The following is a 24382-nucleotide window of genomic DNA, read 5'->3' as shown; positions in this document are numbered from 1 at the left end:
GTATGCTTCCGAAGTAGCTTTCTTGCAGAAAGCTTTTAGGCGAACGCTCCGCTTCTACAGAATTGATTCCGCCTCCTGCACTATGTCTGTGCGCCTGCCAACGTGGAGTCATTCCAGAGCCATGGACTTCTTTATAAAAAACAAATGACTTATACGAGTTCAGTAATTATCTGTACTATATCGTATATATACCATTAGGTAAAGAGATATGAAACAATTATGCCAAAAGGTATAGAAAATGAGAGGGAAGGTTTTATTTTATCGGCTAAATGACCCAAAATGAAGGTTTACTCTATTCTCCAGAAAGTGGTATCCTAAAGCAGAAATACGAACAAAATACGAACAAAACGTAAACAGTGACTCGTTTCCAAAAGGCAACAAAAGAAAATAATAAAAACCGTTAAGATTTGGAGAATCGGAACAATTCTATATAGGAGACTGTCTTCGCTAGAAGATGGGATGAGAAGAGCGAGTGCAAGAGCAAGAGTATATGAACGTGAGCATGAACATGAATCGTCAAAAATCAGATGAGATATAGAATGAACGAACATTAGGAGGAGAACAACTATGGCAACGATGGCAAATATGGAATTGATGTTACCGGAATTGGATCGTCGTAAAACACAGGCCGCTGTTGAAGCTGCATTAGAGAAGTATCGGATTTATAAAACAATTGCTTTTGAAGAACGTGAGGTACTGGTAACCGCAAGTTACACGGAACGTTTCCATGGAGGCACTAATGTCACAGGGGATTCCACGGCAAGAACAGCGATTTTTAATGTGGATGTTCAGCGTGCACGCCAGGCTTATTGCGATACTATCGATCACATCGTTTCCCGGCTCAGTGAAAAGGAACGTGTGCTGGTGAATGAACGATATATGAAAGACGATGATGTTTTTGACTATAAAATATACAACCATGTCTTTGATCCGCCTGTGAGCAAGGATACCTATACCAAGATTCGCACTCGTGCTTTCTATAAATTGGCGCTGGCTTTGGCTGATCGCGGGCTGATTAATATGGAACCTTTGTCATCAACGAGAAAAGAGCGGCAGAAGTTAGGCTGAGTATTCGTTTATAAGTTGAAGCTTTAATATCACCGGGGGATTGGTTACAATAGTTGGGACAATTACAGACTGGAGTATCTGGAAGGGAGGACACTATGCCGGAAGAGGTTAAAATACAGGATATGGTAACGCTAAAAACCATTGCGGAAACGTTGAATACCTCTAACGATCTCAGCCTGATGCTGGATACAGTTGTTGGAAAACTGTTGGAATTGACCGGATTAACAGCTGGATGGCTTTTTCTTATCGATGAACGCGGAGAGTACACTTGTGTGTCAGATTATAACCTGCCCCCGGCTTTAATACGAAACGATAAAGAGCCGATGCGATCGGGAACTTGCTGGTGTATCAACCGTTTTAAGGATGGCAGGCTGCAGCATGCGGTTAACATCATTAACTGCAAGCGTCTCGAAGATGCGGTGGAATTCAAGTGGGGAGATACACAGGATATTACCCATCACGCCACAGTTCCACTCCGCTCAGGGGAGCGAATGCTGGGACTGCTCAATGTGGCAGCACCAGGCAAAGAGGTTTTCAGCGATAGCGAGCTTGCACTTTTACAAGCGGTAGCCTATCAGATCGGCAGTGCGATGGAACGGATGAGACTCTATCGTGCAGAGCAGCGGCGGGCTGAACTCTACGCCCGGCTCGGAGATTTCGGTACAGCATTAAGTATCGCAGTCAATGAATGTACGGAGGCGAATGCGGCGTTATCAGGTATAGTTGCAAAGCTGCTTGGCAAACATTTTGACTGGCCAGTCGCTGCTCTCATACAACAAACAAATGGAACATATATCGTACAGGCTATGTTTGCCGATGGTGAGGTTTGGAAGGATGCAGACGCACCGCTGACTTTGGAAGGAACACATCTGATGGATCGGATCGTGGATCATTATCGTGCATCGATGTTCTCAGCCGATGAGGTTGTTGAAATATTCAGTCAAAGTAAGCTTGATCGGATATGTAATGAGCTTACATCAGGGATTGGTGTACCTCTCCCATATCATGCACCAGAGGAACCCGGAGTGCTGGTTATCGGTACAAGAGTAAGATCCCTGGATCTGATCAAGGCAGACAGTGAAGTATTAGAGGCTTTGGCAGAGCATATCACCGCATCCAGAGAGAGCCAGAAGTTGGCAGACCATCGGCACGAGCTGGCCAGGCTTGAGGAACGGAATCGGCTTGCTCGGGATTTACATGATTCGGTGAATCAGATTTTGTTCTCTTTATCGTTGACGGCAAGAGGTGCAGAGAGTATGCTCTCCGATACAGAACCGGTGCATCCTGCAGCAGAAGTGCTGAGAGACATACAAGCATTATCCCAGGAAGCACTCAAGGAAATGCGTGCATTAATTATGCAGCTTCGCCCAGCCGGGCTGGAGGCTGGATTGTTAAGTGCCTTGCAGGAGTATGGGGCAAAACAAGGGCTTCAGGTTGCCACTGAGCGTAAGGGGATGCGCGCTATACCTCGTTTTATTGAGGAAGGGTTATGGCGTATCGGTCAGGAGGCGCTGAACAATATCCGCAAGCATGCAGGCGTGTTCTCGACTTGCATCCTGCTTGAATTCAGTGACAATGAAGCGAAGCTCACGATCTCGGATCGAGGTAAGGGCGGCGCCAAACGTCGTAAATCTTCTTCTGAAAGTTCACTTGGGTTGTCGATTATGAGGGAGCGTGCTCAATCACTTGGGGGCAGGCTGGAACTATGGAGTTCTTCACGTAAAGGCACAACCGTAACGGCAGTTATTCCGCTTCCGTTTGAAACGCAATAGAGTCAGGAGGTCACAGATCACGATGCCGATTACAATTTTACTTGCCGACGATCATGTCATGGTAAGACGGGGGCTACATGTTTTTCTGAAAACCCAGCAGGACATGAAGGTTGTCGGTGAAGCATCGAACGGACAGGAGGCCTTGGAGCGGGCACAGGAGCTGGAGCCGGATGTTGTTCTCATGGATCTTCATATGCCTGTTATGGACGGCATTGAAACGGCGAGGCGTTTGCGCAGGCTACTGCCGAATATACGGATCATTGTGCTGACTTCATTCTCGGATCAGGATCATGTCGTTCCTGCTGTTCGTGCAGGTGTGAAAGGATATCTGCTCAAAGATATCGAACCTGAGGATTTGGCCGTTGCGATTCGTAATGTGTATTCAGGCCAAGTTGAATTACATCCGACGGCGGCAGGTCAACTCATGCATGTCATGGCGTCCATGGATGTGCTGTCAGATGTTACGCAGGAGGAACGCACTCCACAAGGGGGAGCGTTTCACGAGCGTTTGGATCAGACCGCACAGCAGGTAATGCAAACGAGCAAACCAAGTGCATCATCTGATGCGGGTTTGAATTTGCTTACTCGGCGTGAACGGGAAGTGCTTGGGCTAATCGCTCAAGGGTTGAGCAACAAGGAGATTGCGGTCCGGCTCGTCATTACGGAGAAAACAGTTAAAACACATGTCAGTCACCTGCTGGATAAGCTGGGGCTTGCAGACCGCACACAGGCAGCGCTCCATGCTGTACGGAATGGCTGGGAGCTGTGAAGTGTTGTATAACTGCCAAATTCAGACAAACTCAGACTAAAGTCGTATGAACTCAACCGAAAGGTTGAGTTTTTTTGTGTGGAAGTTAAGTCCATTAGCTGACGAATTCAGCGATACATCCAAGGTAAAATAAGGATAAAGATAAGAAAAGTCTAAATTGAAACGGCAAGAGAATCCGGATAATACCAACTTATCAGGTTCCAACTAAAACGTAGGAGAGTGAATGCAATGAATATTGTGATATTGACAGGCAGCAATCGTAAAAATGCAACGAGTACACGTTTGGGTGAATATGCAGTGGAGATTATTAAAAGTCATGGACATCAGGTCAGCTTGTTTAATTTATATGAAAAGCCGCTCCCCTTCTATTCCCCGGATGAAAAACAAGGAACAGACGAAAATCTGGCCAATTTGAATTCCGTAATGCTTGCAGCCGATGCGATCATCCTCTCTACACCGGAGTATCACGGCAGTATAAGCGGTGTGCTTAAAAATGCGTTGGATCACTTAAGTCAAGCTCATTTCAGTGGTAAACCGGTTCTGTCCATCAGCTCGGCTGGCGGAGCAGTGGGTGTAAGCTCGCTTACCCAACTGCAAACGATGGTGCGTAATCTGCACGGCATTAACGCTCCAGAATGGATATCCATTGGCGGCGCACAGCGCAGACGTTTTGAAGCAACGTTTGATGGATACGAAGAATACGAAGGTAGTCAGGATGTGGAGGAGCGGGTACAGCGAGTGCTGGGATCGTTTTTGAATCTGGCTCAGACGTTAACGGCGGCAAGGAATGCACTGTAATGTATCGTGGACCAACAAGTGGCTAAGCGTCCGTTTCATCAATAACACCATCGACAACGAAATGGAAGGAATACATTATGATTAAAGGCATATATGAAACACATTTGAATGTTACCAATCTGGAAAGATCACATCATTTTTACGAGAAGATATTGGGTGTACCTCTTGCTAATGCACAGCCGGAACACGGATACTCATTTTACTGGATTGGCGGCGAACGCAATGCCATGCTGGGGCTGTGGGAGAAGGAGCCAGCACAGGTGCAGTGCCAGCACTTCGCTTTTCACGTATCCTTGGAAGATATGAAACATGCGGTTGAATACCTGGAAAACAAGGGTATCGCCACCCGTAATTTTCTGGATGATGATATAGGGGAGTTGTATGTCTTTGGCTGGATGCCTGCGGTTGCTGTCTATTTTACTGACCCGGATGGTCATTTGCTTGAATTCATCGCTGTACTTCCAGACGAGGCGAAGCCTGAGCTTGGCTTGGTGCCGTGGAGTGAATGGGAGAAGTTGCATGGGAGAGGCCTATGATTATTGAAGAGGTGCTGTTTTATACCGTAAAGCTGGAGGAACTGCACCATTTCTATGGAGACACGCTCGGCATGTTGGTGTCCAATATTGATCTATCGGAAGGAGCATTTACTGTGCAGGCCGGAAGCACCCAGATGATATTCAAGCAGTGGAACGCAGCGTTCGAAGCTGGAGAGAGGGTCGCAGAGCCGTTCTATCATTTTGCCTGGATGATTCCGAGAAATCAGTTTCAGGAAGCGAAGCAGTGGGCAGCGTCACGGGTGACACTTAGTACAGATGGAGAACGCGATGAAACGTACTCAAACAATTGGGATTCGCATTCGCTGTATTTTGAAGATCCGGCAGGAAATATTGTAGAGTTGATTGCCCATCATCGGGAAAATAATGCATGTGAGAGTCGATTCTCGGTGGCAGACATTTTGCAGATGTGTGAGATTGGGTTAGTATCGGAGGACGTCCCCGCTGCTGTGCAAAAACTGGAGAAGCTTGGATTATCTCGCTGGGGCAATGGAAGTGATACGTTTTCTCCGGTAGGTGACCGAAACGGTTTGTTTATTGTGGTAAGGAAGGAACGCGTCTGGTTTTTCTCCAATCAAAAGGCACAGATTTTTCCGCTGGAAGCAACAATCCGTGAGGTGGGCACACTTCGCTTTCAGGGGCATAATGGCGACTCTCCGAGTTATTTGGTCATCGAAGCGTCTGTGTAAACTATCTTTAGCCCGATTAATATTGTGCAAAAGGTCATAAGTGTCTAAACTTCATCATGTTATAGGAGTAGAGTAAACGCTTTATTTTCTGAAAATCAAGGTATTCCAGCTTGTAGCGAAGCTCTCATAAGTTGAAGGGGGATGGCAGACTTGGATCGACGTTTGTTGGAGGAAGGGCTAGCGACAATTGCGTCCAGTCGGGAACGCACAGGAGACTTGTGGTATGCCCATTATGGGGCAGGAGCGATCGCAGCTTATTTTTGGGTACGTGAAAATCGTCTCACGGCCCTTGCCGCTGGCAGCGTAACCGCCGAAGCCAAAGCGATGCTGCGCGAGCATGGGACACATACCCGTCAAACGGCTCTGCCAAATGAGCGTATGCCGCTGGAAGAAGCCGAAGCGCGTATTGCAGACGCACTGGAGCGTACGATTGGAGAGTTGCATTGGGTGGGACATCAAGCCATCTATGGTGCCATTAGCCTCCAAGCCATTCGTGAGTTGGAAGGATGGGGCACGGTAGAAGAGATTGAGCAGATTGCACAATTAATTGAGTCGTTTGAACGTACAGTTCCCGGCAGATCCTGGGTGAATACTACGGTAAAAGAAATTCGACATATGAGTCTGGAAACGACGGATGGTTTCCCAGAAATCCTGCATCCCATTCAGCTGTCTCAGTTGATTCTGGAGGAACTGGGTGCTTTTCGCAAGATCTATCAGGCGGAAGCACATCATGATCTGATTGGTCATATGCTTACCTACGGACATGCGCTGAACATGCTTTATGAGTTGGGTTATTCCGCTCTGTTCTATAAAGGAATTCCGCCTTTTCTCAAAATGGTAAAATCTTTGCGGCTGAGCCGTCATGTCGATGCGACGAAGGAGGCAGCTACACTGCAATCCCCTGTAGATGTGCTGCCCTTAACAAGAGCTGAGCGATCTCACGCGCTGCCGCATGAATTGGAATACTGGCTAACGGATCACCGCCGCCGTGACTGGTATGGGGGACATGTATTCAAATTCCCGTTCAGTTTCTATCATCATGCTAAAAATGGAGAGGCCATGCCTGAAATTTGGGAGAATTTCCGTTATATTATTGCATAGGCTCGATAGCGCATAGATTACCGTCTATAGAATCTCAAGTATGGAGTAGACCATATACATGAATGGCAAATTATCCACAATCAATCCATGAAGCACTTGCCCAAGCGGCAGGTGCTTTTTCACCATTTCGTTCTCATAAAACCGACGACAAATCACCGTAATTCATCCGCAACACCGTCAGCGTGAGCGGGAAAAGACGGTAAGATGATATTATCGGATCAGAAGCAAGGAGGGGCAGAGAGCCGAAGAGCCGAGGGCAAAAGGTAGCTCATACGCGGAGAAACAGGCCAGCGAACTGCTGTTTTTTTTCATTTCGGTGATTGTTCCCTTGCCCTGATCGGGTATTGAAGAATATTAAAAACAGGAGGCTATATGATATGAAAACAGTATTGTATGTTCCACTCGATGATCGTCCGGCGAATCTGGATGACGTCATTGTACAAGGGAAAGCTGCCGGTCTTCACATCGTTACACCAAACCTGAAGGATATCAAAAACCGTTTGGATACAAAAAAGACGACTGACGGCACAACACTTCTCGGCACTTCTACGCCCGTTTACGGGAACCCGTCCAAGATTTATGATTTTATTCTAAAACATGCGGCCAAGGTAGACGGTTTTATTATTTCTACGGATATGCTTGCTTACGGCGGCCTGATTGGCAGTCGTCAGCTCCGAGAAGACGGTGGCGGAACGTACCCGGCGTATGACGAGCAAACCACTCATTTGCTGAATGTGATTCGCAGTATCAAAACAAAATATCCTCGCAAACCGCTGTTTGTGATGGACACGATTATGCGACTCGCGACGACTTCATTCGCAGATGGTCTGGCACTGGATGCATATAATGAATCCCGTTCGTTGATGCAACAACCACGCCAGACCTACACCGAGTTTGAAGATATTATTCAAGGATATAACGTTTCTCCAGAAGGGGGAGAGTACGGGGAAACCACTTATTTCGCTAAACAGAAATATTACAATACAAGACAGCGCAAATTTAAAACGAATCGTTACATTTTGGATCAGCTGGCTCGTACAGGTTATATTGATTTCCTTGCTGTGGGTGTGGATGATGCAAATACCCAAGGGGTTCAGATTAACGAGATCAAGTATGTGGAAGCACGCATTAATGAATGGCTGGGCGGTACGGATGGTCAGAATCCGGATCGGGCGATCATTTTGCCGGATGCCGATGGTTTAGGACATGCTTTGGTCGCTCGAATGGCGAATCAGTTGTTCAAAGGAGGGGCAAAGACCCGGTATGGCGTGAAGTATTACGGCCCGCACGGTTCTACCATTATTAACACTTACGAATATATGGATGTACACCAAAATGTCGTGCGTCACATCGATATTGTTGGTGGAGTATGGAATGAGGATGCAGCTGACTCCGCCGTGGACATGGAGATCATCGCCATTACAGCACTGGATCAGGTGCAGGCGGCTGTGGAACGTTTGGCGTTTAATGGAGAGCAGGGACTCCCGTCCATCCTGATTGATTTTGTGGGGAAAGGGCCTGCGAATGTGGATGTAGCTGAAGCATTGCTGAACAGTCCATATACCGGACGTGTGCTTGGTTACAGTGCCTGGAATACACCAGGGAACAAAATCGGACTTGCCGTAGGCATGGCGCAATCAAGATATGCATGGATCACTACGGAAAAGCATGAATATAAGCTGCGGGATGCGATGAATGCCCACGGATCACTGTTGTTCAAACGTTTCCTCAAAGATTATAGTTACAAAGCGGTAGCGATTGCTGACATTCGCACCTATTCACGCGCACATGCGCTATATACCAATGTAGCAACGTTGGCAGATCAAAATATGATTCTGTTCAACTCGGAAGAAGATTATGCTCATCTGCAAAGTTTGCTGCGGGATCTCATGCAGACCCATACTGCTGATTTGGCAAGTAAACCGGCCTTCCAGCAAGGGAATCCAGCTATTCGTCAGATCTGTGACGGGCAACTGACGTATGCCACTTATAACGGTGCACTTTTGGAATATAATAACCCTGATTTCATCTGGGGACGTGCGTTCGAAATTACGCTGAGCCCGCAAGCGAGGCTGAACTAAAATCATGTTTTAGAATGACAGAAGAAATGGACTGTAATTCAAGTTGAGAACGAATAAAGCGAGCTACTCATGAACGGTAGCTCGCTTTCTGATTCTCAATTCCAAGCAGCTATAGTGACGAACAACATAACTACAACAAAAGAGAGTACGAGAAATGATTTATAACTGTAACGCTTATGTGCGGTCCATACCCCATAAGAAGACATGAGAGATGAGATAAAGAAAAATAGGTAGAATAACATTCCTTCTGGAGAAAATAGAAAAGTAATGCTTGTAAAGTTCCAAAATCCAGAAAGAATAGGGATAGAATATACGGGAACAATGGCTACAAGTGCGAATAACAGCGTTTGTGTCCAAAGAAAGTACTTATTCATCAATTTCAATAGAAGAATGGATAAGAGAAATAATAGCAAGGTTACTGTGAAAAAAGAGGGGGCAGTCCACATGAGAAGTTGTCCCCAACCACTCATTTTTTCATCATAAAGTAGTAATAAACTCAAGGTATAAGCAACTACGCCTGCCAAATAACTTGAGATGAACAACCAGATGTAAAATAGATCAGATTTCTTCATTCAATCGCCTCCACTCTTTATAGAACACGATCACTTTATTAATGGTATATTTTTATCATGTAATTGTCTATCTTTATGAGAAAAAAATCACATAAGGAGTCTCGTCTTTTTACCGCCCAAGCACCCTCTTTATTCGCGCTGAAGTCAACCGGATCACCATCCGCGTTAGGGGGAAAAGGGTGTAAGATTATATTATCGGATCAATTGCCGCGGGACACACCGAAAGCACATACGCTAATGTATAGACCAGCCAATCAGGCTGGTCTTTTTCATGCGGTGAAGTCATCCTTGCATGGATCCGGTTTCCACATGGCGCGCGGTAAAAAGGGGGAATCCCGAACGGCCGCATGGTTGCTGCACTATGGGGACAGAAGTCATTTTTGCAGCTGAAGGGGGCGAAATGAATGTGTCCATGAGTCATGAAACGAGTAAAACTTTACCGGATATCAAGCTGAGCACACGTATTAAAAAGACGTTAAAGCAGAAGCTTGCAGATTTTGTACCCGCTTGGAAAGGCCGCGTGCAGGATATTCCTGCTTCGGGTGAAGTGTTGACTGGCCCATGCGTAGTGATTACTTTTGCTGAAGAAGTGCCCAAGTCAGCTTGGGCAGGATACAGGCGGATCATCAAGATTTCACCGTATGCCCGATCAGAGGACGGGGGTACAGAGCAGGTGGAGGGCTGGTCAGCATTGCTGATCGCAGGTTTGCATCAGGTGCGGCTGGAAGACGAGCAAGGTGGAGCTTTCACATGTCTCTATCTGGGCTCCACGGACAGTGAGCGTGCCGACATTGCATCGGGTTTGGTAACACGCAGTTTACGTTTTGGTGTGTACGTTCCCGAACCGCATCGTGCTACTGAGAACGGTGTTACACGTGATCCTTGGCTTGCTGCCTTGCAGCAATGGACAGGGAACGAACTGGGAGCGGACTGGTCACTGTATGCAGATCGCTGGCCTGGAGGGTATAAGATGCCGTCGGTACTGTGGCGTTTAAGCGGCTACGGTACAGCAGTGGCAGGAACATCGGCGCTTGAGGTGCGCAAACAGTGGATCGGGCATATTCTCACGGAGGATACAAGCCTGACAGATCAGACGGTAAGCCTTCTGGTCGAGCGATTAGCACTTCAATCCCGAATCCCAATCACTCAAGTGGGAAATGAGAGTGATGGGGTTCACGCCATGGATGCAAACCATACACGTTATGTGACGGTAGATGAAGTAACAGCGGATTTACAAGCAGATGCGTATCTGAATGGGCAGATTCGTCTGACGTTGACGCAGCGGATACGTCGTCCGGTTACGAATGCACCGCTTATGCGCGAGATTCACCATAGCAAAGCAATACAGTAAAAGTAAGCCCAGAGGAATGCACATGAAATAGTCGTTCCAGATCGTTTTACAGTAGAAATACCATCGATTTTATAGATTGCAGGATCAAAAATTCATAGGTCAAAAATATTCGTATCATTGAAGTTAAACAGTGAGGTGAGGAATACATGGCAAGCTTTATGAAAAAAAAGTTACCGGTTCCCCCGCAATATACGCGGGTTGAACTGATGAATCATTCGGAAGCCCTCTTTGCCGTGAAGGCAGAGGTGCTGGTTGGTGCGCTGCACGAAGCGGCGCAGCAGACGTTTTCCATTGAAGAAGCACAGGCAAGTATCAACCAATTTTTGAAAGCGAAGGTGAACCAATAATGGCAGGTGGAACTTGGGAACAAACAAATCGTCCGGTCCTTCCGGGTTTGTATATGAATTTTCAGGCGGCAGCGTCTTCAGCAATTCAGGCAGGCAGTCGTGGAACGGTTGTTGTGCCGGTTAAGGCAAACTGGGGTCCAGTGGGAACGTTTGTGGAAGTGGGCAGTGAAACGGCAATTGAACGGACATTTGCGGCAAACGCAGTGGATAACGGTACGGCGTATGCATCCTTGAAACTGGCTTTGCTTGGTGGACCGAAGAAGCTGCTCGCTTATCGGGTGGCAAGTTCGGCTGCCAAAGCAGCTACGCTGTCGTTGAAGGACAGCAGCGATGCGGATGTGTTGCAGCTGAATGCGAAGTATCCGGGCGACCGCGCGAATGGATTCTATGTGACGATTAAGCCAGGAGTGATTGACAGTACGAAGTTTGAAGTGCGCCTGTTCGAAGGCAACCGTATGCTGTATGCGCTTTTGACGACAGATGTTACGGCAGCATCTCTTGCGAAAGAGATCAACACCGATGAGCAAAACCTCTGGATCACGGCACAGGTAATTGGAGAAGGGACAGGCGAGGTTGCGAACGTATCAGGTGCGGCATTCAAGGGCGGTGTAAGTGGCAACGATACGCTTACGAATGCAGAATATATTGCTTTGCAGGGTGCACTGGAAGGGGAACAGTTCGATGTTCTGGCTCTGGATCATGCAGTGGATGCAGCGTTGCTTGCCAGCTTTGCGGCATGGGTCAAACGGGTACGCAGTGAAGGCAAACCAGTGATGGCGGTATTCGGCGGCTCGACAGCAGACGATACGTCCACTTCGGCAGCTCAAAAAGCAGCAGCACGCTCCCTTACGCTAAACCATGAAGGTGTGATCAACGTGGGTACGGGGGTGCGTTTGGGCGATGCTTTCTACAGCTCCGCACAGACGTCTGCTTACGTGGCGGGTCTCATTGCCGGACAGCGCCTGAATGAATCTACGACATATGCAGTAACCCCGTTCGATGATGTAACACGCCGCTGGACGCGTGCTGAGCAAGAGCAGGCCGTACGGAATGGCGTATTTATTTTCTTCCACGATGGACGCCGGGTGAAAGCACTTCGTGGTGTGAATACCCTTGTCACCCCTGGTGCCGGACAGAATAATGCGTGGAAAAAAATCCGTTCGATCCGGGTCATGGATGCGATCAATACGGATCTGCAGCGTTCCGCAGAAGATACGTACATCGGCAAGGTGAACAATACCGAAGAAGGTCGTCAGGCACTGATTGGTGCGATGAAGGCCTATTTGGCGTTGCTCGCACAGAGCAATGTTATTGAAGCCGAAGGATATGATGTCGTGCTTGACCCCGCGTATTACGGGGCTGCACCTGTACTGAAACCGGAAGCAGATCAGGTATTCCTGCAATGGAATGTGAAGCTGACCGATGTGATGGAGCAGTTGTTTGGTACGTTTTACGTGCAATAAGAAGAGTGATTGGTACCAGATTGATAGGCAAGTAGCTATAGAAAGTTTTCTAAAATAAGGAGGAAATATATATGTTAGATGCATCAAGAGTGATTCTCGGTACCCACGGTCAGTTGCATATGGATGGCGTGTGGCAGACCAATATTAACAAGCTGGAGGCCAGCGTTGAGATTGAGAAACGTGAACTGAATCTGGTCGGCAACGACTGGAAGGTTCACAAAAACGGTGCCAAAAAAGGCACAGGTACAATGACAGGTTACAAGGTCACGTCTGATATGATTATGCGCGGCTTCACGAAGTTTGAGATTATCTCAAAAGTGGATGACCCGGAATCATATGGACATGAGAGCGTTCGGCTCAAGGGCTGTATGGTGGATAAAATTCAGCTTGCAAACTGGACAGCAGGTGAGGAAGTTCCGGAAGAGACTGGTTTTACGTTTGAAGGATTTGAATTGCTGAATCCGATTGTGGCGAACTAAGTTTTAGGAAGCATTATGGAGCTGTTTTAACAGCAGGTAAGGACATTGAAGCAGACCGAGAACTTCTCGGTCCTTTTGGTGTCTGCGCGCCTAGCCAAGCTAGACACAACTAGCCGGTGAAAGTCCGGTCGAGGTAAGAGCCAAGTCGCCTCGTAGCTGACGGGCAACTGGTGGAGAAATCCTAAGGTTGAAGCTCCGTGACAAAGTAACTTCGTAAGGAAGTGCGAGCAAATCCACAGGCTGTAACATGAAGTGAATCCTGCCGCATCGTTAAAAAGAACCTTTTTTTTAGGACAAGAGGGAGCCGAGTCCTGAGACATTGGGCGAAGGCCATGGAACGCGTGAAGCCCTTGGAAGTGCAGCGCGGAAGAACCCTCCGGTGTAAGGGGAGCGGCATGTGGAGAAAGTTGGGTCTGGAACTAGGGAGACCCTCCCCCGCACGAAGTTTTTTTTTTCGTAAAGAGCTGACCTATAAGCTGGAAAGGCGAAATGGGAAGCTGCGGGAAGGGAGTCGGAGGGGGACATAGTACCGTGGAAATGAGGACAACACAACCTCATGAAGGGAAGGACCCCTGCTTTTGTTCATGTACTGAAGGAGGTAAGAGTCAGTGAATGCCCAAAAGGCTAACTACACCAAAGTCAAAGCTCGACAACTTCAAAACGTACTATACCTGGCGGCCAAGGAGCATCCGAGGCGCCGGTTTCATGCATTATATGACAAGGTTTATCGAGAGGATGTTCTTTGGGAAGCATGGAAACAGGTCAAAGCGAGTGGGGGGAGTGGTGGTGTCGATGGAGTGACACTGGACACCATCGTTCAGACATATGGAGCCGGGCGCTTTGTGGAGGAACTGAGAAATAAGCTGAAAACGGGAACCTACCAGCCCCAGCCTGCAAGACGGAAAGAGATTCCAAAGCCAGATGGGAAGACTCGCCCGCTGGGTATCCCCGTGATTGCGGATCGGGTCGTGCAGATGGCAGCCAAAATGGTGTTGGAACCCCTATTCGAAGCAGACTTCAAGGCGTTCTCCTATGGATTTCGTCCGAAGCGAAGTGCGCATGATGCGATTCGCCATATCCGGCGAGCGGTAAGGAAAGGTGTGTACTGGGTGGTAGACATCGATATTCGAGGATACTTTGACAACATCCCTCATGAAAAGCTGATGCAATTGGTACAGCAGCGCGTCAGCGACAAGCGGATGTTAAAGCTGATTCGTCAATGGCTAAAAGCAGGATTCATGAAAGATGGACAGTGGTACCCTACCGAGATTGGATCGCCACAGGGCGGGGTCATTAGCCCGCTGTTGGCGAACATCTACCTGAACTACCTGGATGCGATCTGGGAAAAGAAGTGTACAGAAATCGGAACCCTGGTGCGCTACGCCGATGACCTGGTGATCCTGTGCAAAACCAAAGAACAAGCCATGCAGGCCATCCACGTGTTGAAGGCCGTGTTCGGAAAACTCGAGCTGGAGATGAACAAGGAGAAGTCAAAGGTGCTGAACCTGTGGGGAGACCAGGAAGGGTTCGACTTTCTGGGGATGCATCACCGGAAAATACCGAAGAAGCTGAAAGGGAACAAAGAAGCCTATGTCTTGCGCAGCTATCCAACAAGAAAAGCGATGAAGACCATGAGGCAAAGAGTCAAAGAAATCACCGAGCCGAGGAATCGTCTGTATTGGACGATGAACCAGATGATCCTAGAACTCAACCCGAAAATACAGGGCTGGAAGAACTACTATGGACTGGATGTCTTTGCGACCAAGTTTCTGAATAAAATCGACTGGTATATCCGAAGACGACTAACCCTGTTCTGGAACAAAAAACGAAACCGACGCCATAAGCACAGCAAGTCCCGGCAGGCAGCAACAACGGCTGAACTGGCAGGACTAAAGAAACTGGCTGGATGAAAAAAAAAAAAAAAAAAAATCCGTAATGCCACAGGAAGAAGAGCATCGGAAAGCCGTATGAGGGAAAACCTCACGTACGGTTTGATGAGGGGGAGCTGGAAAAGTAAAAAGAGGGTCTACGCCCTCCGATGAAATTTCAGTTTCCTACTCTACTGAGATATTTATGAAATACACGGAAGCAAATCGATTTCAAAGAATGCATGAGAAAAAGGAGATTATAACCGATGAGTATGAATGAAAAGTTGTCCGAAGAACAAATTCTGGATCAGTTGTTTGAAGCGGCGGAACGTCTGCCAGAAGAAAATGTGCGTATCCAGCGTCTGGATCTGCTGCTCACCTTGCGTGGATTGACGTCCTCCAAAGTAGATCAGATTCGTGAGCGCTGCACCATTCGCAAAACGACAAAAGGTCGCACCGAGGAAAAGGTGGATACCGAAACATTTAATGCTCTGCTGATCTCCGAGGCGACAGTGAAAATGAATGTACGCGGACTGGAACTGTCCGGTTGGGGAGATAACCGCATCACAGGACGTATGAAGCTGTCAGGTGGAGAGCAAGCGGTGCGCCGTATGTTGCTGGCTGGTGAACTGGATGCCGTTGGTGATAAAGTGCTTGAACTGTCTGGCTTCGGTGTGGAGATTGAAGACCTAAAAAACTGATTCACTCCGGCGGGATGACCACGTTCTTGTATCATATGTGGGTGCGTCATCATCTTCGTCCCGGAGAGTTCTGGTCTTTGCCACGCGGCGAGCGCTCGTTGTTACTTGCGTTCTCGGAAGAGGAAATGGCAGCATTAACCGCTCAAATGAGTCGTTAAGCGAAACAGGCAGGAGGTGAAACAAATGGCAGAATTAATTATGGGGTTATCTCAATCGAACACACAAATGAAGACCACACTCCGTTATCTCGATCAGATTCAACGCTCTACGGATCGCTTAAACCGGGTTCGTTATCAAGGCCTGATCAAAGTTAATAATGAGTTGAGAATGACCGGGCGCAGACTGGAGAGCATCTATAGCACTGCAGTACGTTTGAGTCGATTGCGAATCACCCCGAGAATTGGATTGGATGATCAGCTAAGTCCGGCTTTGGATCGTGCATTGATCAAACTAAACAGCTTCCGCAATCAGTTAGTGAAGGCTTCTGGAACGGTGTCGGTCGAGGTGAAGCAAAAGGTTGAAGTGGCGATGGGGAAAATGACTCCGGCGAGTGCCTCTTCCATGTCCGTTGTGATTGGGAGTAACAATACCAATACAACGATTAATAATGTGGCTAAAGAAGAGGATAAGAGCTTATTCGACAAGATAGAGTCAAGACTCGATACATGGTTGAATATAGCTAACAATGCTACCGATTTATTCGGTAAGGGTAAGAAAGTGAAAGAATGGTGGGCTGGTCGAAAAGATAAAAAGAACAAAGCTGCTAATCCAAGTGCGAGTACAGAAGCTGCAGAGGGTACAAAACGCAATCGTCGAATTCGTTCCAGCTCCAGTGCAGGGGGAGAAACTTCTCAAAATACAGCTACTCGCAGAGTGGCCGGTGGAAGAGGCCGAAGAGGTGGGAATTCCAGAGCATCGATTCCTGCATCTGTACCAACTCCGAAAGCAACGGAGATCATTACAGATACGTCAGACCGAACATTCCGAGAATCGTTGGATATGGAGAGAAACCGAAACCGGCGAATTGGCGGCGGCAGAAGATCCAATTTAGTTTCTGGACTCATGTCCTCTTCACCCATGGGGATGTCAAACCTTTTCTCAGGTGATGGCATGTTAGGCAAGTTGGGCGGTGGTCTTGCCAAAGGGGCCAAGAGATTGCTGGGCCCAATCAGCATGCTGGCGGATGTGGCGAATATCGCGAGTGCACCTGCCGAGGAAAGAGGCCGGGCAGTCGGTTCTATGATCGGCGGAACGGCGGGTACGGCGATTGGTAGCGCCATTGGCAGTTTCATTTTGCCAGGAATCGGTACTTATATTGGCGGGGCAGTAGGAGGTTGGGCTGGCGGTGAAGTAGGAGGCTGGATTGGAGATAAAGCCAAGGATATCGGCAATTTTGTATCCAACGCATCGGAAGGATTAGGTAGCGCACTATCGGGTGCTGCTGATTTCGTCTCTGAGAAAACCAAGAGTCTCACGGAAGGATTTTCGAATTTCTTCGGTTTTGGCTCGAACAAAGAAAAACAGACCACTCCGGCTGCAACCGTCGCTTCAACCCCTTCCGTACCTGCAGCACCGCAGATGCCGCCATCATACAGGCCGTCAGTTCTATCGATCACCGGGCCAGAAGCCTACATGAACAATCGATTTGGTTCACCGACGAGTGCGGGGCTTACAGGACCAAGCATAATGCAATCTCAGGCAACGGCGCTGAATCAGGCAGGGCAATCCAGTGGAAAAGCATCGCCACTTACGGTGCACATATCCGAAGAACAGATGGGGAGTCTGGCGGGTTATCTTAAGGATTTCAAAACGGAAACGACCAACCAGATCGCTGTGAATATTGCACCAGGCACGGTACAAGTGACCGTTCGGGAGAACGCAATTGATTATGACGCCGTTTCTCATCAGGTAGGGCAACGGATCTCTAATGAACTCCGCCGCGCGATGCAAAATCGCAAAACGATTATGGCCTAAGCAGAAAGGAGGCCGCAGATATGTCAGTACTTGAAGATAAAGTTGGTCCTAACCAGATGTCATTTACGTTAAAGGATGGCAACACTCCGTTTCAATTCCCGGTGAACCCTGAAGAAGTTAACATTTCCAGATCCAAGGGATATGAAACGGTCAATATGTTGGAGTATGGCGAGTTTGATTTTGCACAAGGGGAGAAGGTGAAGGAAATCACCTTCTCTTCTTTTTTTCCGAAACGATATGATCCGACTTATTGTATGGATGAAAAATCTTTCATGGATCCACGTGTGGCGATGAATGTGCTTAACACCTTCCTCATCTCCAAAAAGCCCCTGCGTTTCATCATCTCCGAAACTGGAGTGAACGTTCCTGTATTTCTTGTCTCGCTTAACTCAAGCTTTCGCGGCGGGGAGACGGGAGATATTTATTTCGACCTGACCCTGCGAACCTGGCGGGATTCCAAAGTGGAGAAGGTCGGTTCACGTGCTGCTGCGAGCAAGTCCGGTTCTCGTACCGATCTGAAAAAAAGTAGCAAGACATACACCGTCAAAGCCGGGGATTCCCTGTCCAAAATAGCCAAGCTGGAGCTTGGAAACAGTTCCAAATGGAACGAGATTTACAAGCTCAACGCGAAAATCATCGGCAGTGATCCAAACCGGATCAAGCCGGGACAAAAGCTGGTGATGCCATGACCTACAAGGTCATTGTCGATGACAAACATGACATTACCAAGCTGGTGGAGACGATTACGCTGAAGGACTCGCTTGACCAGATTGCCTATCAGGCAAACATAAGGCTGGCAGTGTCTGCATCTTCCGGTCTTCCTGCGATTGCACCAGGGATGGCGGTGCGGATCAGTGGGGTTCCTTTTGGCGAAAAATCGATGGTACATCTGCTGCATCCAGCAGTCATTTGGGAAGCAGAAAGCTCCAACAGCGGCACCAAGCGTTTGTCCCTCACGGTTTACGACCGAATGATTTATCTCGAAAAATCAGAGGACGAATTCCTGTTTCCCAAGGATCAGACGGCAGTGCAACGGCTCAAAGCGTACGCCAAGGAATGGAAAATTCCTCTGGCTGCTCTCCCGGAGATCAAGACCAAGCTGGGGAAGGCGGTGTATCGGTCGCAGACGATATTTGCGATGATATTTGCCGATCTGAAAGAAACGGCCAAATCCGGGGGGGATATGTATCATCCGCGGATGACGCCTGGTGGGCTGCAATTGTTCAAGATAGGCAGCAATACGAAGGTACATGCGCTGGATCGGCTAATCGATCTGACGCAGATGCGTACACTCGAAGGCGCAGTCACGAAAGTAAAGGTGATGGCAGCGTCTGACTCCGGTGGTAGTGGCAAAGAGGTGCCTTCGAAAGTGCTGGCGATTGAGCAGGGGGATACGGAGCAGTTAGGCACACTGCAAAAACTGATCGAGGACGATCAGGTAAAAACAGCCGCCGCCGCCAAGAAGCTGGCAAAAAGCAAGCTGACAGGTATTCAGGAGACGTTTACGATCTCGACTCCGGATATCAATACGATTCGCGCCGGAGATGCGGTCACGCTGAAAGGTTTGAAGCTGATCGTGATGTCGGTTAGCCGTGATTTGTCAGCCGGACCAGGTACGATGACGCTGGAGCTGGGCACGGCGGAGCTGGTGAAGAGGAGGTTTTACCTTGAATAAAGACGATCCGTACGGGCATTTTGCCGATGTGATGCAGGGAGCGATGAGCACACATTCCCGTCAGGCTGTGAGCGGTCTGGGCGCGGTGCTGGGTACGATCACGGCGTCCGGTGTGAAGCTGGACGACTTCAAGCACGAAGTGCAGGACTATCTCGTGGCCGAGCTGCCTGGGACATTAAATTTACCGGAGCGCGAGATAACTGGCGCGATTTCCGGGATATCTGACGTGGCAAACGGAGGCACGACGGGCACGGGACGGTTTCTTTTGCAAAAAGGGGAAGTGGAAGAAGCGGTCTGGTCGTTGGGCAAAGGCTTGAAAGCTGGGGATCGCGTGCTGGCGATGCGGGTGAATGGCGGGAACGATATTGTGGTGCTGTGTAAGGTGGTGAGTGTGAATGCCTAGTTTGTTTCCGGAAACGGGTATGGTCTGGGGAGATGAAGAGGATCTGTCGGGTACGGCCTCGGAAGAACTGCGTTTTGGGCGAAGCTGGCGCTATGACTATGATGCTGGTGATTTTGTGCTGACACCCAGTGGCAAAGTGGCTACGGCAGATGCGCATGAAGCGTGGGTGCAGTGGTGTATCAAAGCGGTAAAAACTCCGCGGTACAGACATGTGATCTATTCTCGGGACTACGGTTCGGAGCTGGAGGATCTGGTCGGTCAGGGGGATAGCCGCGGTGTGATGGAAAGTGAGATTGCCCGGATGGTGACGGAAACGCTGCTGGCTGATCCGCGTACGGATGCGGTGGACCAGTTTACGTTTGATTGGGACCAGGAGCAGTGTGTATTTACGTGCCGGGTGATGAGTGTGCAGGATGAGATGTTTATTCTGGAAAGTGAGGTGATCTGACGGGATGGCTGAGATTCCACGTTATTTGGAGGACCAGACGGAGGAACAGATTATGCAGCGTATGCTGGATCGTCTGCCCGCGGATCTGGACAAGTCGGAAGGTTCGTTTTTGTGGGATGCGGAAGCTCCGGTAGCTTTTATGCTGTCCGAGGCGGCACTTTGGGCGCAGGAGCTGCTGCGGCGCGGGTTTGCCAGTACTGCGGCGAGCCGTGATCCGAATTTTCGTTCGGAGGAACTGGATTTGCGGGCAGGGGAACATGGCATTACACGCCGGGCAGCAGTGGCAGCACAAGGCACCGTGAAATTCACGGGGATGCCGGGGAAAGTCGTGCCAGCAGGTGCGGTTGTAGCTACGCTCGCAGATGAGGTATCTGGTGAATCATCGCTGGAATATGAAACGGTGGGCCGAGTGGAGCTGGATGAGGATGGTCTGGGGAGTGTAGGTGTACGTGCGCTTGTGGCTGGAAAAGAGAGCAATGTACCCGCAGGCACGTTAACCGTGCTGTCTACACCTGTAAGCGGCGTGACGTCTGTTGTGAACATTGACGTTATCAAGGGCGGTGCGGACATTGAAGCGGATACCGCGCTGCTGGAGCGCTTTTATGCCAAAGTTCGCAACCAGGGAACAAGCGGCAACAAGGCACAGTATGTGCAATGGGCCAGTGAAGTGCCGGGCGTTGGGGCGACGCGTGTAATTCCGCTATGGCAGGGGCCGGGCACAGTTGGACTGTATCTACTCGATACTGACAAGCGTGCGGCGGGCTCCGATCTGGTGGCAGCGGTGCAAAAGTACGTAGATCCAACGCAGGATGGACAGGGCGAAGGTGTTGCCCCGGCTGGACCTGTAGTGACAGTGATGCCGGCAGAGGAAGTGCCGATGAACATCCAGGTGAAGCTGACGCTGGCAAGTGATGCCACGCTGGCGGATGTCCGGGCATTAATCGAACGCGGGGTGACCGCGTATTTGAAGCAGCTCGCTTTTGCTGACCCACTTGTGCGCTACACACGTATTGCCGCGATTCTGCTGGACATCCCGCCGATTATCGACTATTCGGAGCTGACCGTGAACGGTATAAGCGATCAGAATATCGAGATGACCGCCAGCCAGGTGGCTGTGCTGGGGACGGTGGATGTGCATGAGTAGTATTGGACTGACCAGTGAGAAAGGCCGGGAGCTGTTCTCGTATTTGCCTCCGTATTATGAGACTTCACGTGTGATGCAAGCCGATATGCAGGCCAAAGGTGCTGAGATGGATCTGCTGTATCGGACGCTGGACGAGACATTGGAGCAGTTTTTTGTCCGTACAGCGACGTGGGGACTGGACTTCTGGGAGCAGGAGCTTGGCATTGAGACGGATCGTCTCAAACCTGTGGAACAGCGGCGCTCGGTCGTTGAAGCCAAGCTGCGCGGGGCAGGCAAGTTTTCGGGCAGGCAGGTTGCCAATGTTGCTGAGGCGTACGCCGGTGGCAAGGTGGATGTCACGTTTCATCCGGAAGCTTGGCGTTTTACGGTGAGTTTTGTGGATACGATGGGCATTCCACCGAATATCGATGATCTGAAACGAGCCATTGATGAACTAAAACCGGCCCATATGGCCGTGGAATATAAATTCCGTTATCTGGTCTGGGACGATCTGGACAACAAACAGTTGACATGGGATGAACTCGATGCCGCGTCACTGACGTGGAATGAACTGGAGGTGTGGGCGTAATGCCAAAAGAAACAAATCGACTGAAATTGCCTCTTCCTTTGGGGAACGAGAATGTGACCCGAGAGAGTATTAATAGGGTTTTTGAAAAGATTGACGCAGGCGTTGCAACACAAGCGGATTTGGATACGCTTCTCGAAGCCGTGAGCAAGATGGATATCCCCGATGCTTCCTTGACGCAAAAAGGGAAGGTGCAGTTGTCGAACAAGACAGACGGAACATCGGAGACGGTGGCGGCGACGGAGAAGGCGGTTAGGGAAGTCGCACAGGAATTAAATGTTAAGACTAATCATGCGGTGTCCGAAGCAAAAATGTATTCTGACACTCTGATGGGCGCGTTATCGAATCTTCAGACAAATGTAAAAGGAAATATTGTTGGAGCAATTAATGAACTTTTTCAATCTGGCGTTAATGTCAAAGTGGATTTAGTGGCCGCTATTAACGCTATTGGTGGAGCGGTCACGACAAACCAAAGCTTCAAAGATATTATAGCTAATTTAAGAAATAACATGGTGAGTTATAACAGTTACATTCCAACGGAAGCAATAACTCCAGTGTTTTCATGGAACAACGTTCCAAATTGGGGAATGTTGGATTACGGAGATATAACTGAAGATGAATCTTATTATAGTATAGGGTATTTAAACTCCAATTATTATCTAGTTAAATTTTCACTTGTTAGTCTTACAACAGTGTGGCAAGTAGCTGCAAATACTACTGGTGGTAGGTTTTTATGTTGTAGTGCAAATTCAACAGCAAATCTTGTTGCGGCATTATATAATCCTTCCATTACAGATTCTAATTCTAATTTAGATTTACAGATTTATAATGCTACAACAGGTGCCTTATTAAGAACAATAACGTCTTTAGACATTAGTACTGCTATTCGTTACGATGTAAATGATCCATTATATAGATTTGTTAAAATTGATGATAGTGGAAATATTTATATAGGAGGGCTAACGAATCGGGTAGACAATGGTTATAACGTCATCAAGATTGATGGGAACACTGGAAGAGTTAAGTGGACGTATTCCATAACAAATGGTTACAGATCTCCAATAAGTAATATTGAACTAGATATCAAAACAGGCGACATATACATTGCAGAAATGCGAACTGGAAGTAACGGGACTGTGAAAAAACTAGATCCAAACGGAAATCAAGTATGGACCTATGCATCACCTTCAACACTATATTCATTTAATGAGGTCAATTTGAGTACTAACTATAACGGGAAAAAAGTAGTTTTTGCGAATCAGAGAGGAAATTACAATTTTATCTGTGTTATTAATGCAGATACAGGTATATTGATTGAAACACAAAATGCGTACAGTTCAACAACACCTATGCAAATTTCTGGCGACGGTAGAGGGTGTATGACTTCAGACAAGTCCGGGGCATTATATATGTTTGTTGCACGTGCTCAAGGCAACTCTAGCTACGCTATATATACAACTAAATGGTCTCGAAGTAGATCGATAAAAATGTATTTCACAGAAACTGCTTACAATTTCACTGGTATGTACGCATTGTTTGTTAATAAGTGGATCGATACCCCTGCTACACTTGTTTCGCACAACTATTCAAGCAATAAAGTTTGGAATAACCGAACCTACCTTCAAAAACCATAGTAAAAGGAGAAAAGTGATATGTATATCATGGTTAATAAAGAGACTAACGTTGTGATAGTTCAAAACTTTACAGATGCGCAAGTTCCAGAAAATACGGATGATTATATGTTTGTAGAGATGAAAGAAATTCCACAACCCGAAAATTTAGAACGCAAAGTTCCTACTGCAATGTACACAGAAGGGAATGGTTTTTTCTATCAATATGATGAGTTGCCTGAATCTTTAGACTCTCTTAACCCAGAGATAGCTATTTCTAATCTGATGAAACGTGCAGACGAGGCAGATTATAAGAATTCATTGCTTTTGGATGAAATTAATGAATTGAAAATACTAATTATGGATCTGAAAATGAAAAGCGAGGTAGTGTAGGTTTACGATACTGGTTGATTCAATAATAGCACTTAATCAAAATATAGATTGAATCAATAACGGAGCAGGAAGCTATTCAAATTTTATAAAAGCTATTCTTTACCTATCCCTAAAAAAGGAGGTGAACCATGACCACAACTCAACTTACCAACGCCATCGCAACAGCACTATCACACCACCTCCCCAACATCCCCATCCATCCTGTGACAGGCGCAGTTCCTCCAGAAAGCCAAGGTGTAACCTACCGCCTACTAGCTGCCAAACTCACTCGTGAACGCAGTGATCGATTCGTGCAGTCTCACATCTATGAGATTCGGTGGCTGGATGGGAACAACATACCGGAAGACCTTCCAGACAAGCTCTTTGAAGCACTGGAAACGATTGAAGTGGAAGGTACGCCCTATCGAGCAACGGAGCTGCGATGGAAAACGTGGGGCGAGATACCGAAACTATGGGTGTATTACACGATGCGAACCACCAAAGTGTCGGAGTCCTCCGGTCCAATGCAAATGCTGGAACAACGGCCAACTGCGCTGAAGTCAACATAGCAGGATGAA

General features: G+C 48.1%; 26 protein-coding genes. 25 read left to right on the top strand and 1 reads right to left on the bottom strand.

Translation table 11 applies throughout. From position 1 onward, the window contains the following. Positions 1-585 precede the first annotated feature (585 nt). The 8 genes from ACR8BL_RS10575 (at position 586) to ACR8BL_RS10540 (ending at position 8832) form a co-directional block, all read left to right on the top strand. The gene (locus tag ACR8BL_RS10575; protein ID WP_434753075.1) at positions 586-1068 is read left to right on the top strand and encodes an ArpU family phage packaging/lysis transcriptional regulator; all 483 of its coding nucleotides are present in this window, start codon (positions 586-588) and stop codon (positions 1066-1068) included. A 95-nt stretch (positions 1069-1163) separates the two neighbouring features. After that, positions 1164-2840 carry a GAF domain-containing sensor histidine kinase gene (locus ACR8BL_RS10570; protein WP_434752571.1) on the top strand — a complete coding sequence of 559 codons (1677 nt, stop codon included), beginning with the start codon at positions 1164-1166 and terminating at the stop codon, positions 2838-2840. A 22-nt stretch (positions 2841-2862) separates the two neighbouring features. After that, the gene (locus ACR8BL_RS10565) at positions 2863-3609 is read left to right on the top strand and encodes a response regulator (RefSeq protein WP_434752570.1); all 747 of its coding nucleotides are present in this window, start codon (positions 2863-2865) and stop codon (positions 3607-3609) included. Between the two features lie 228 nt (positions 3610-3837). Beyond that, positions 3838-4407, top strand: coding sequence for an NADPH-dependent FMN reductase (locus tag ACR8BL_RS10560; protein ID WP_434752569.1), 570 nt, complete (start codon positions 3838-3840; stop codon positions 4405-4407). Positions 4408-4484: 77 nt separating this feature from the next. After that, positions 4485-4943 (top strand): VOC family protein, encoded by a 459-nt coding sequence (locus ACR8BL_RS10555; protein WP_434752568.1) that lies wholly within the window; start codon positions 4485-4487, stop codon positions 4941-4943. Next, the gene (locus tag ACR8BL_RS10550; protein ID WP_434752567.1) at positions 4940-5650 is read left to right on the top strand and encodes a VOC family protein; all 711 of its coding nucleotides are present in this window, start codon (positions 4940-4942) and stop codon (positions 5648-5650) included. Before ACR8BL_RS10555 ends, ACR8BL_RS10550 begins: the two co-directional genes overlap by 4 nt. A gap of 141 nt (positions 5651-5791) precedes the next feature. After that, on the top strand, positions 5792-6751 hold the full coding sequence (locus tag ACR8BL_RS10545; protein ID WP_434752566.1) for a hypothetical protein: 960 nt from the start codon (positions 5792-5794) through the stop codon (positions 6749-6751). A gap of 377 nt (positions 6752-7128) precedes the next feature. Further along, on the top strand, positions 7129-8832 hold the full coding sequence (locus ACR8BL_RS10540) for a DUF4127 family protein (protein ID WP_434752565.1): 1704 nt from the start codon (positions 7129-7131) through the stop codon (positions 8830-8832). A gap of 95 nt (positions 8833-8927) precedes the next feature. Here the strand turns inward: ACR8BL_RS10540 and ACR8BL_RS10535 are convergent, their stop codons facing one another. Beyond that, a complete protein-coding gene (locus ACR8BL_RS10535; RefSeq protein ID WP_434752564.1) occupies positions 8928-9404 on the bottom strand; it encodes a hypothetical protein in 477 nt (158 codons plus the stop codon). A 361-nt stretch (positions 9405-9765) separates the two neighbouring features. Here ACR8BL_RS10535 and ACR8BL_RS10530 point away from each other — a divergent pair, with 361 nt between their 5' ends. From ACR8BL_RS10530 to ACR8BL_RS10450, 17 genes are all read left to right on the top strand, one after another. Then, positions 9766-10755, top strand: a complete 990-nt coding sequence (locus ACR8BL_RS10530; RefSeq protein ID WP_434752563.1) for a hypothetical protein — start codon at positions 9766-9768, stop codon at positions 10753-10755. A gap of 158 nt (positions 10756-10913) precedes the next feature. Further along, on the top strand, positions 10914-11102 hold the full coding sequence (locus ACR8BL_RS10525; RefSeq protein WP_434756666.1) for a hypothetical protein: 189 nt from the start codon (positions 10914-10916) through the stop codon (positions 11100-11102). Beyond that, complete coding sequence (locus ACR8BL_RS10520) at positions 11102-12565, top strand: phage tail sheath subtilisin-like domain-containing protein (protein WP_434752561.1); 1464 nt, start codon at positions 11102-11104, stop codon at positions 12563-12565. The genes ACR8BL_RS10525 and ACR8BL_RS10520 overlap by 1 nt, the downstream gene beginning before the upstream one ends. A 71-nt stretch (positions 12566-12636) precedes the next feature. Then, entirely contained in the window at positions 12637-13044 is a 408-nt protein-coding gene (locus tag ACR8BL_RS10515; RefSeq protein WP_434752560.1) for a phage tail tube protein, read from the top strand. Between the two features lie 608 nt (positions 13045-13652). Then, a complete protein-coding gene (gene ltrA, locus ACR8BL_RS10510; protein WP_434749086.1) occupies positions 13653-14954 on the top strand; it encodes a group II intron reverse transcriptase/maturase in 1302 nt (433 codons plus the stop codon). A gap of 224 nt (positions 14955-15178) precedes the next feature. After that, positions 15179-15613 carry a phage tail assembly chaperone gene (locus ACR8BL_RS10505; protein WP_293202845.1) on the top strand — a complete coding sequence of 145 codons (435 nt, stop codon included), beginning with the start codon at positions 15179-15181 and terminating at the stop codon, positions 15611-15613. A gap of 14 nt (positions 15614-15627) precedes the next feature. After that, positions 15628-15771, top strand: coding sequence for a hypothetical protein (locus tag ACR8BL_RS10500; protein WP_434758350.1), 144 nt, complete (start codon positions 15628-15630; stop codon positions 15769-15771). Positions 15772-15796: 25 nt separating this feature from the next. After that, the gene (locus ACR8BL_RS10495; protein ID WP_434752559.1) at positions 15797-17587 is read left to right on the top strand and encodes a hypothetical protein; all 1791 of its coding nucleotides are present in this window, start codon (positions 15797-15799) and stop codon (positions 17585-17587) included. Between the two features lie 56 nt (positions 17588-17643). Next, positions 17644-18276 (top strand): LysM peptidoglycan-binding domain-containing protein, encoded by a 633-nt coding sequence (locus tag ACR8BL_RS10490; protein ID WP_434753074.1) that lies wholly within the window; start codon positions 17644-17646, stop codon positions 18274-18276. Then, the gene (locus ACR8BL_RS10485; RefSeq protein WP_434752558.1) at positions 18273-19262 is read left to right on the top strand and encodes an XkdQ/YqbQ family protein; all 990 of its coding nucleotides are present in this window, start codon (positions 18273-18275) and stop codon (positions 19260-19262) included. The genes ACR8BL_RS10490 and ACR8BL_RS10485 overlap by 4 nt, the downstream gene beginning before the upstream one ends. Beyond that, positions 19255-19665: a hypothetical protein gene (locus ACR8BL_RS10480; protein ID WP_434752557.1), complete on the top strand. Its 411-nt coding sequence runs from the start codon at positions 19255-19257 to the stop codon at positions 19663-19665. Before ACR8BL_RS10485 ends, ACR8BL_RS10480 begins: the two co-directional genes overlap by 8 nt. Next, a complete protein-coding gene (locus ACR8BL_RS10475) occupies positions 19658-20113 on the top strand; it encodes a DUF2634 domain-containing protein (RefSeq protein WP_434752556.1) in 456 nt (151 codons plus the stop codon). Before ACR8BL_RS10480 ends, ACR8BL_RS10475 begins: the two co-directional genes overlap by 8 nt. 4 nt (positions 20114-20117) lie before the next feature. Continuing rightward, a complete protein-coding gene (locus ACR8BL_RS10470; RefSeq protein ID WP_434752555.1) occupies positions 20118-21257 on the top strand; it encodes a baseplate J/gp47 family protein in 1140 nt (379 codons plus the stop codon). Next, positions 21250-21825, top strand: a complete 576-nt coding sequence (locus ACR8BL_RS10465; RefSeq protein WP_434752554.1) for a YmfQ family protein — start codon at positions 21250-21252, stop codon at positions 21823-21825. The genes ACR8BL_RS10470 and ACR8BL_RS10465 overlap by 8 nt, the downstream gene beginning before the upstream one ends. Beyond that, complete coding sequence (locus ACR8BL_RS10460) at positions 21825-23456, top strand: tail fiber protein (RefSeq protein WP_434752553.1); 1632 nt, start codon at positions 21825-21827, stop codon at positions 23454-23456. Before ACR8BL_RS10465 ends, ACR8BL_RS10460 begins: the two co-directional genes overlap by 1 nt. An 18-nt stretch (positions 23457-23474) precedes the next feature. Then, a complete protein-coding gene (locus ACR8BL_RS10455; protein WP_434752552.1) occupies positions 23475-23825 on the top strand; it encodes a hypothetical protein in 351 nt (116 codons plus the stop codon). Between the two features lie 128 nt (positions 23826-23953). Beyond that, positions 23954-24373 carry a phage tail terminator family protein gene (locus ACR8BL_RS10450; protein ID WP_434756665.1) on the top strand — a complete coding sequence of 140 codons (420 nt, stop codon included), beginning with the start codon at positions 23954-23956 and terminating at the stop codon, positions 24371-24373. The last annotated feature ends 9 nt before the right edge of the window (positions 24374-24382 follow it).

This window comes from Paenibacillus amylolyticus (assembly GCF_051136285.1).
GTDB classification, from domain to species: domain Bacteria; phylum Bacillota; class Bacilli; order Paenibacillales; family Paenibacillaceae; genus Paenibacillus; species Paenibacillus amylolyticus_F.
Note: the sequence above shows the minus strand (reverse complement) of the source record. Positions and strands in the feature narration are given on the sequence as shown.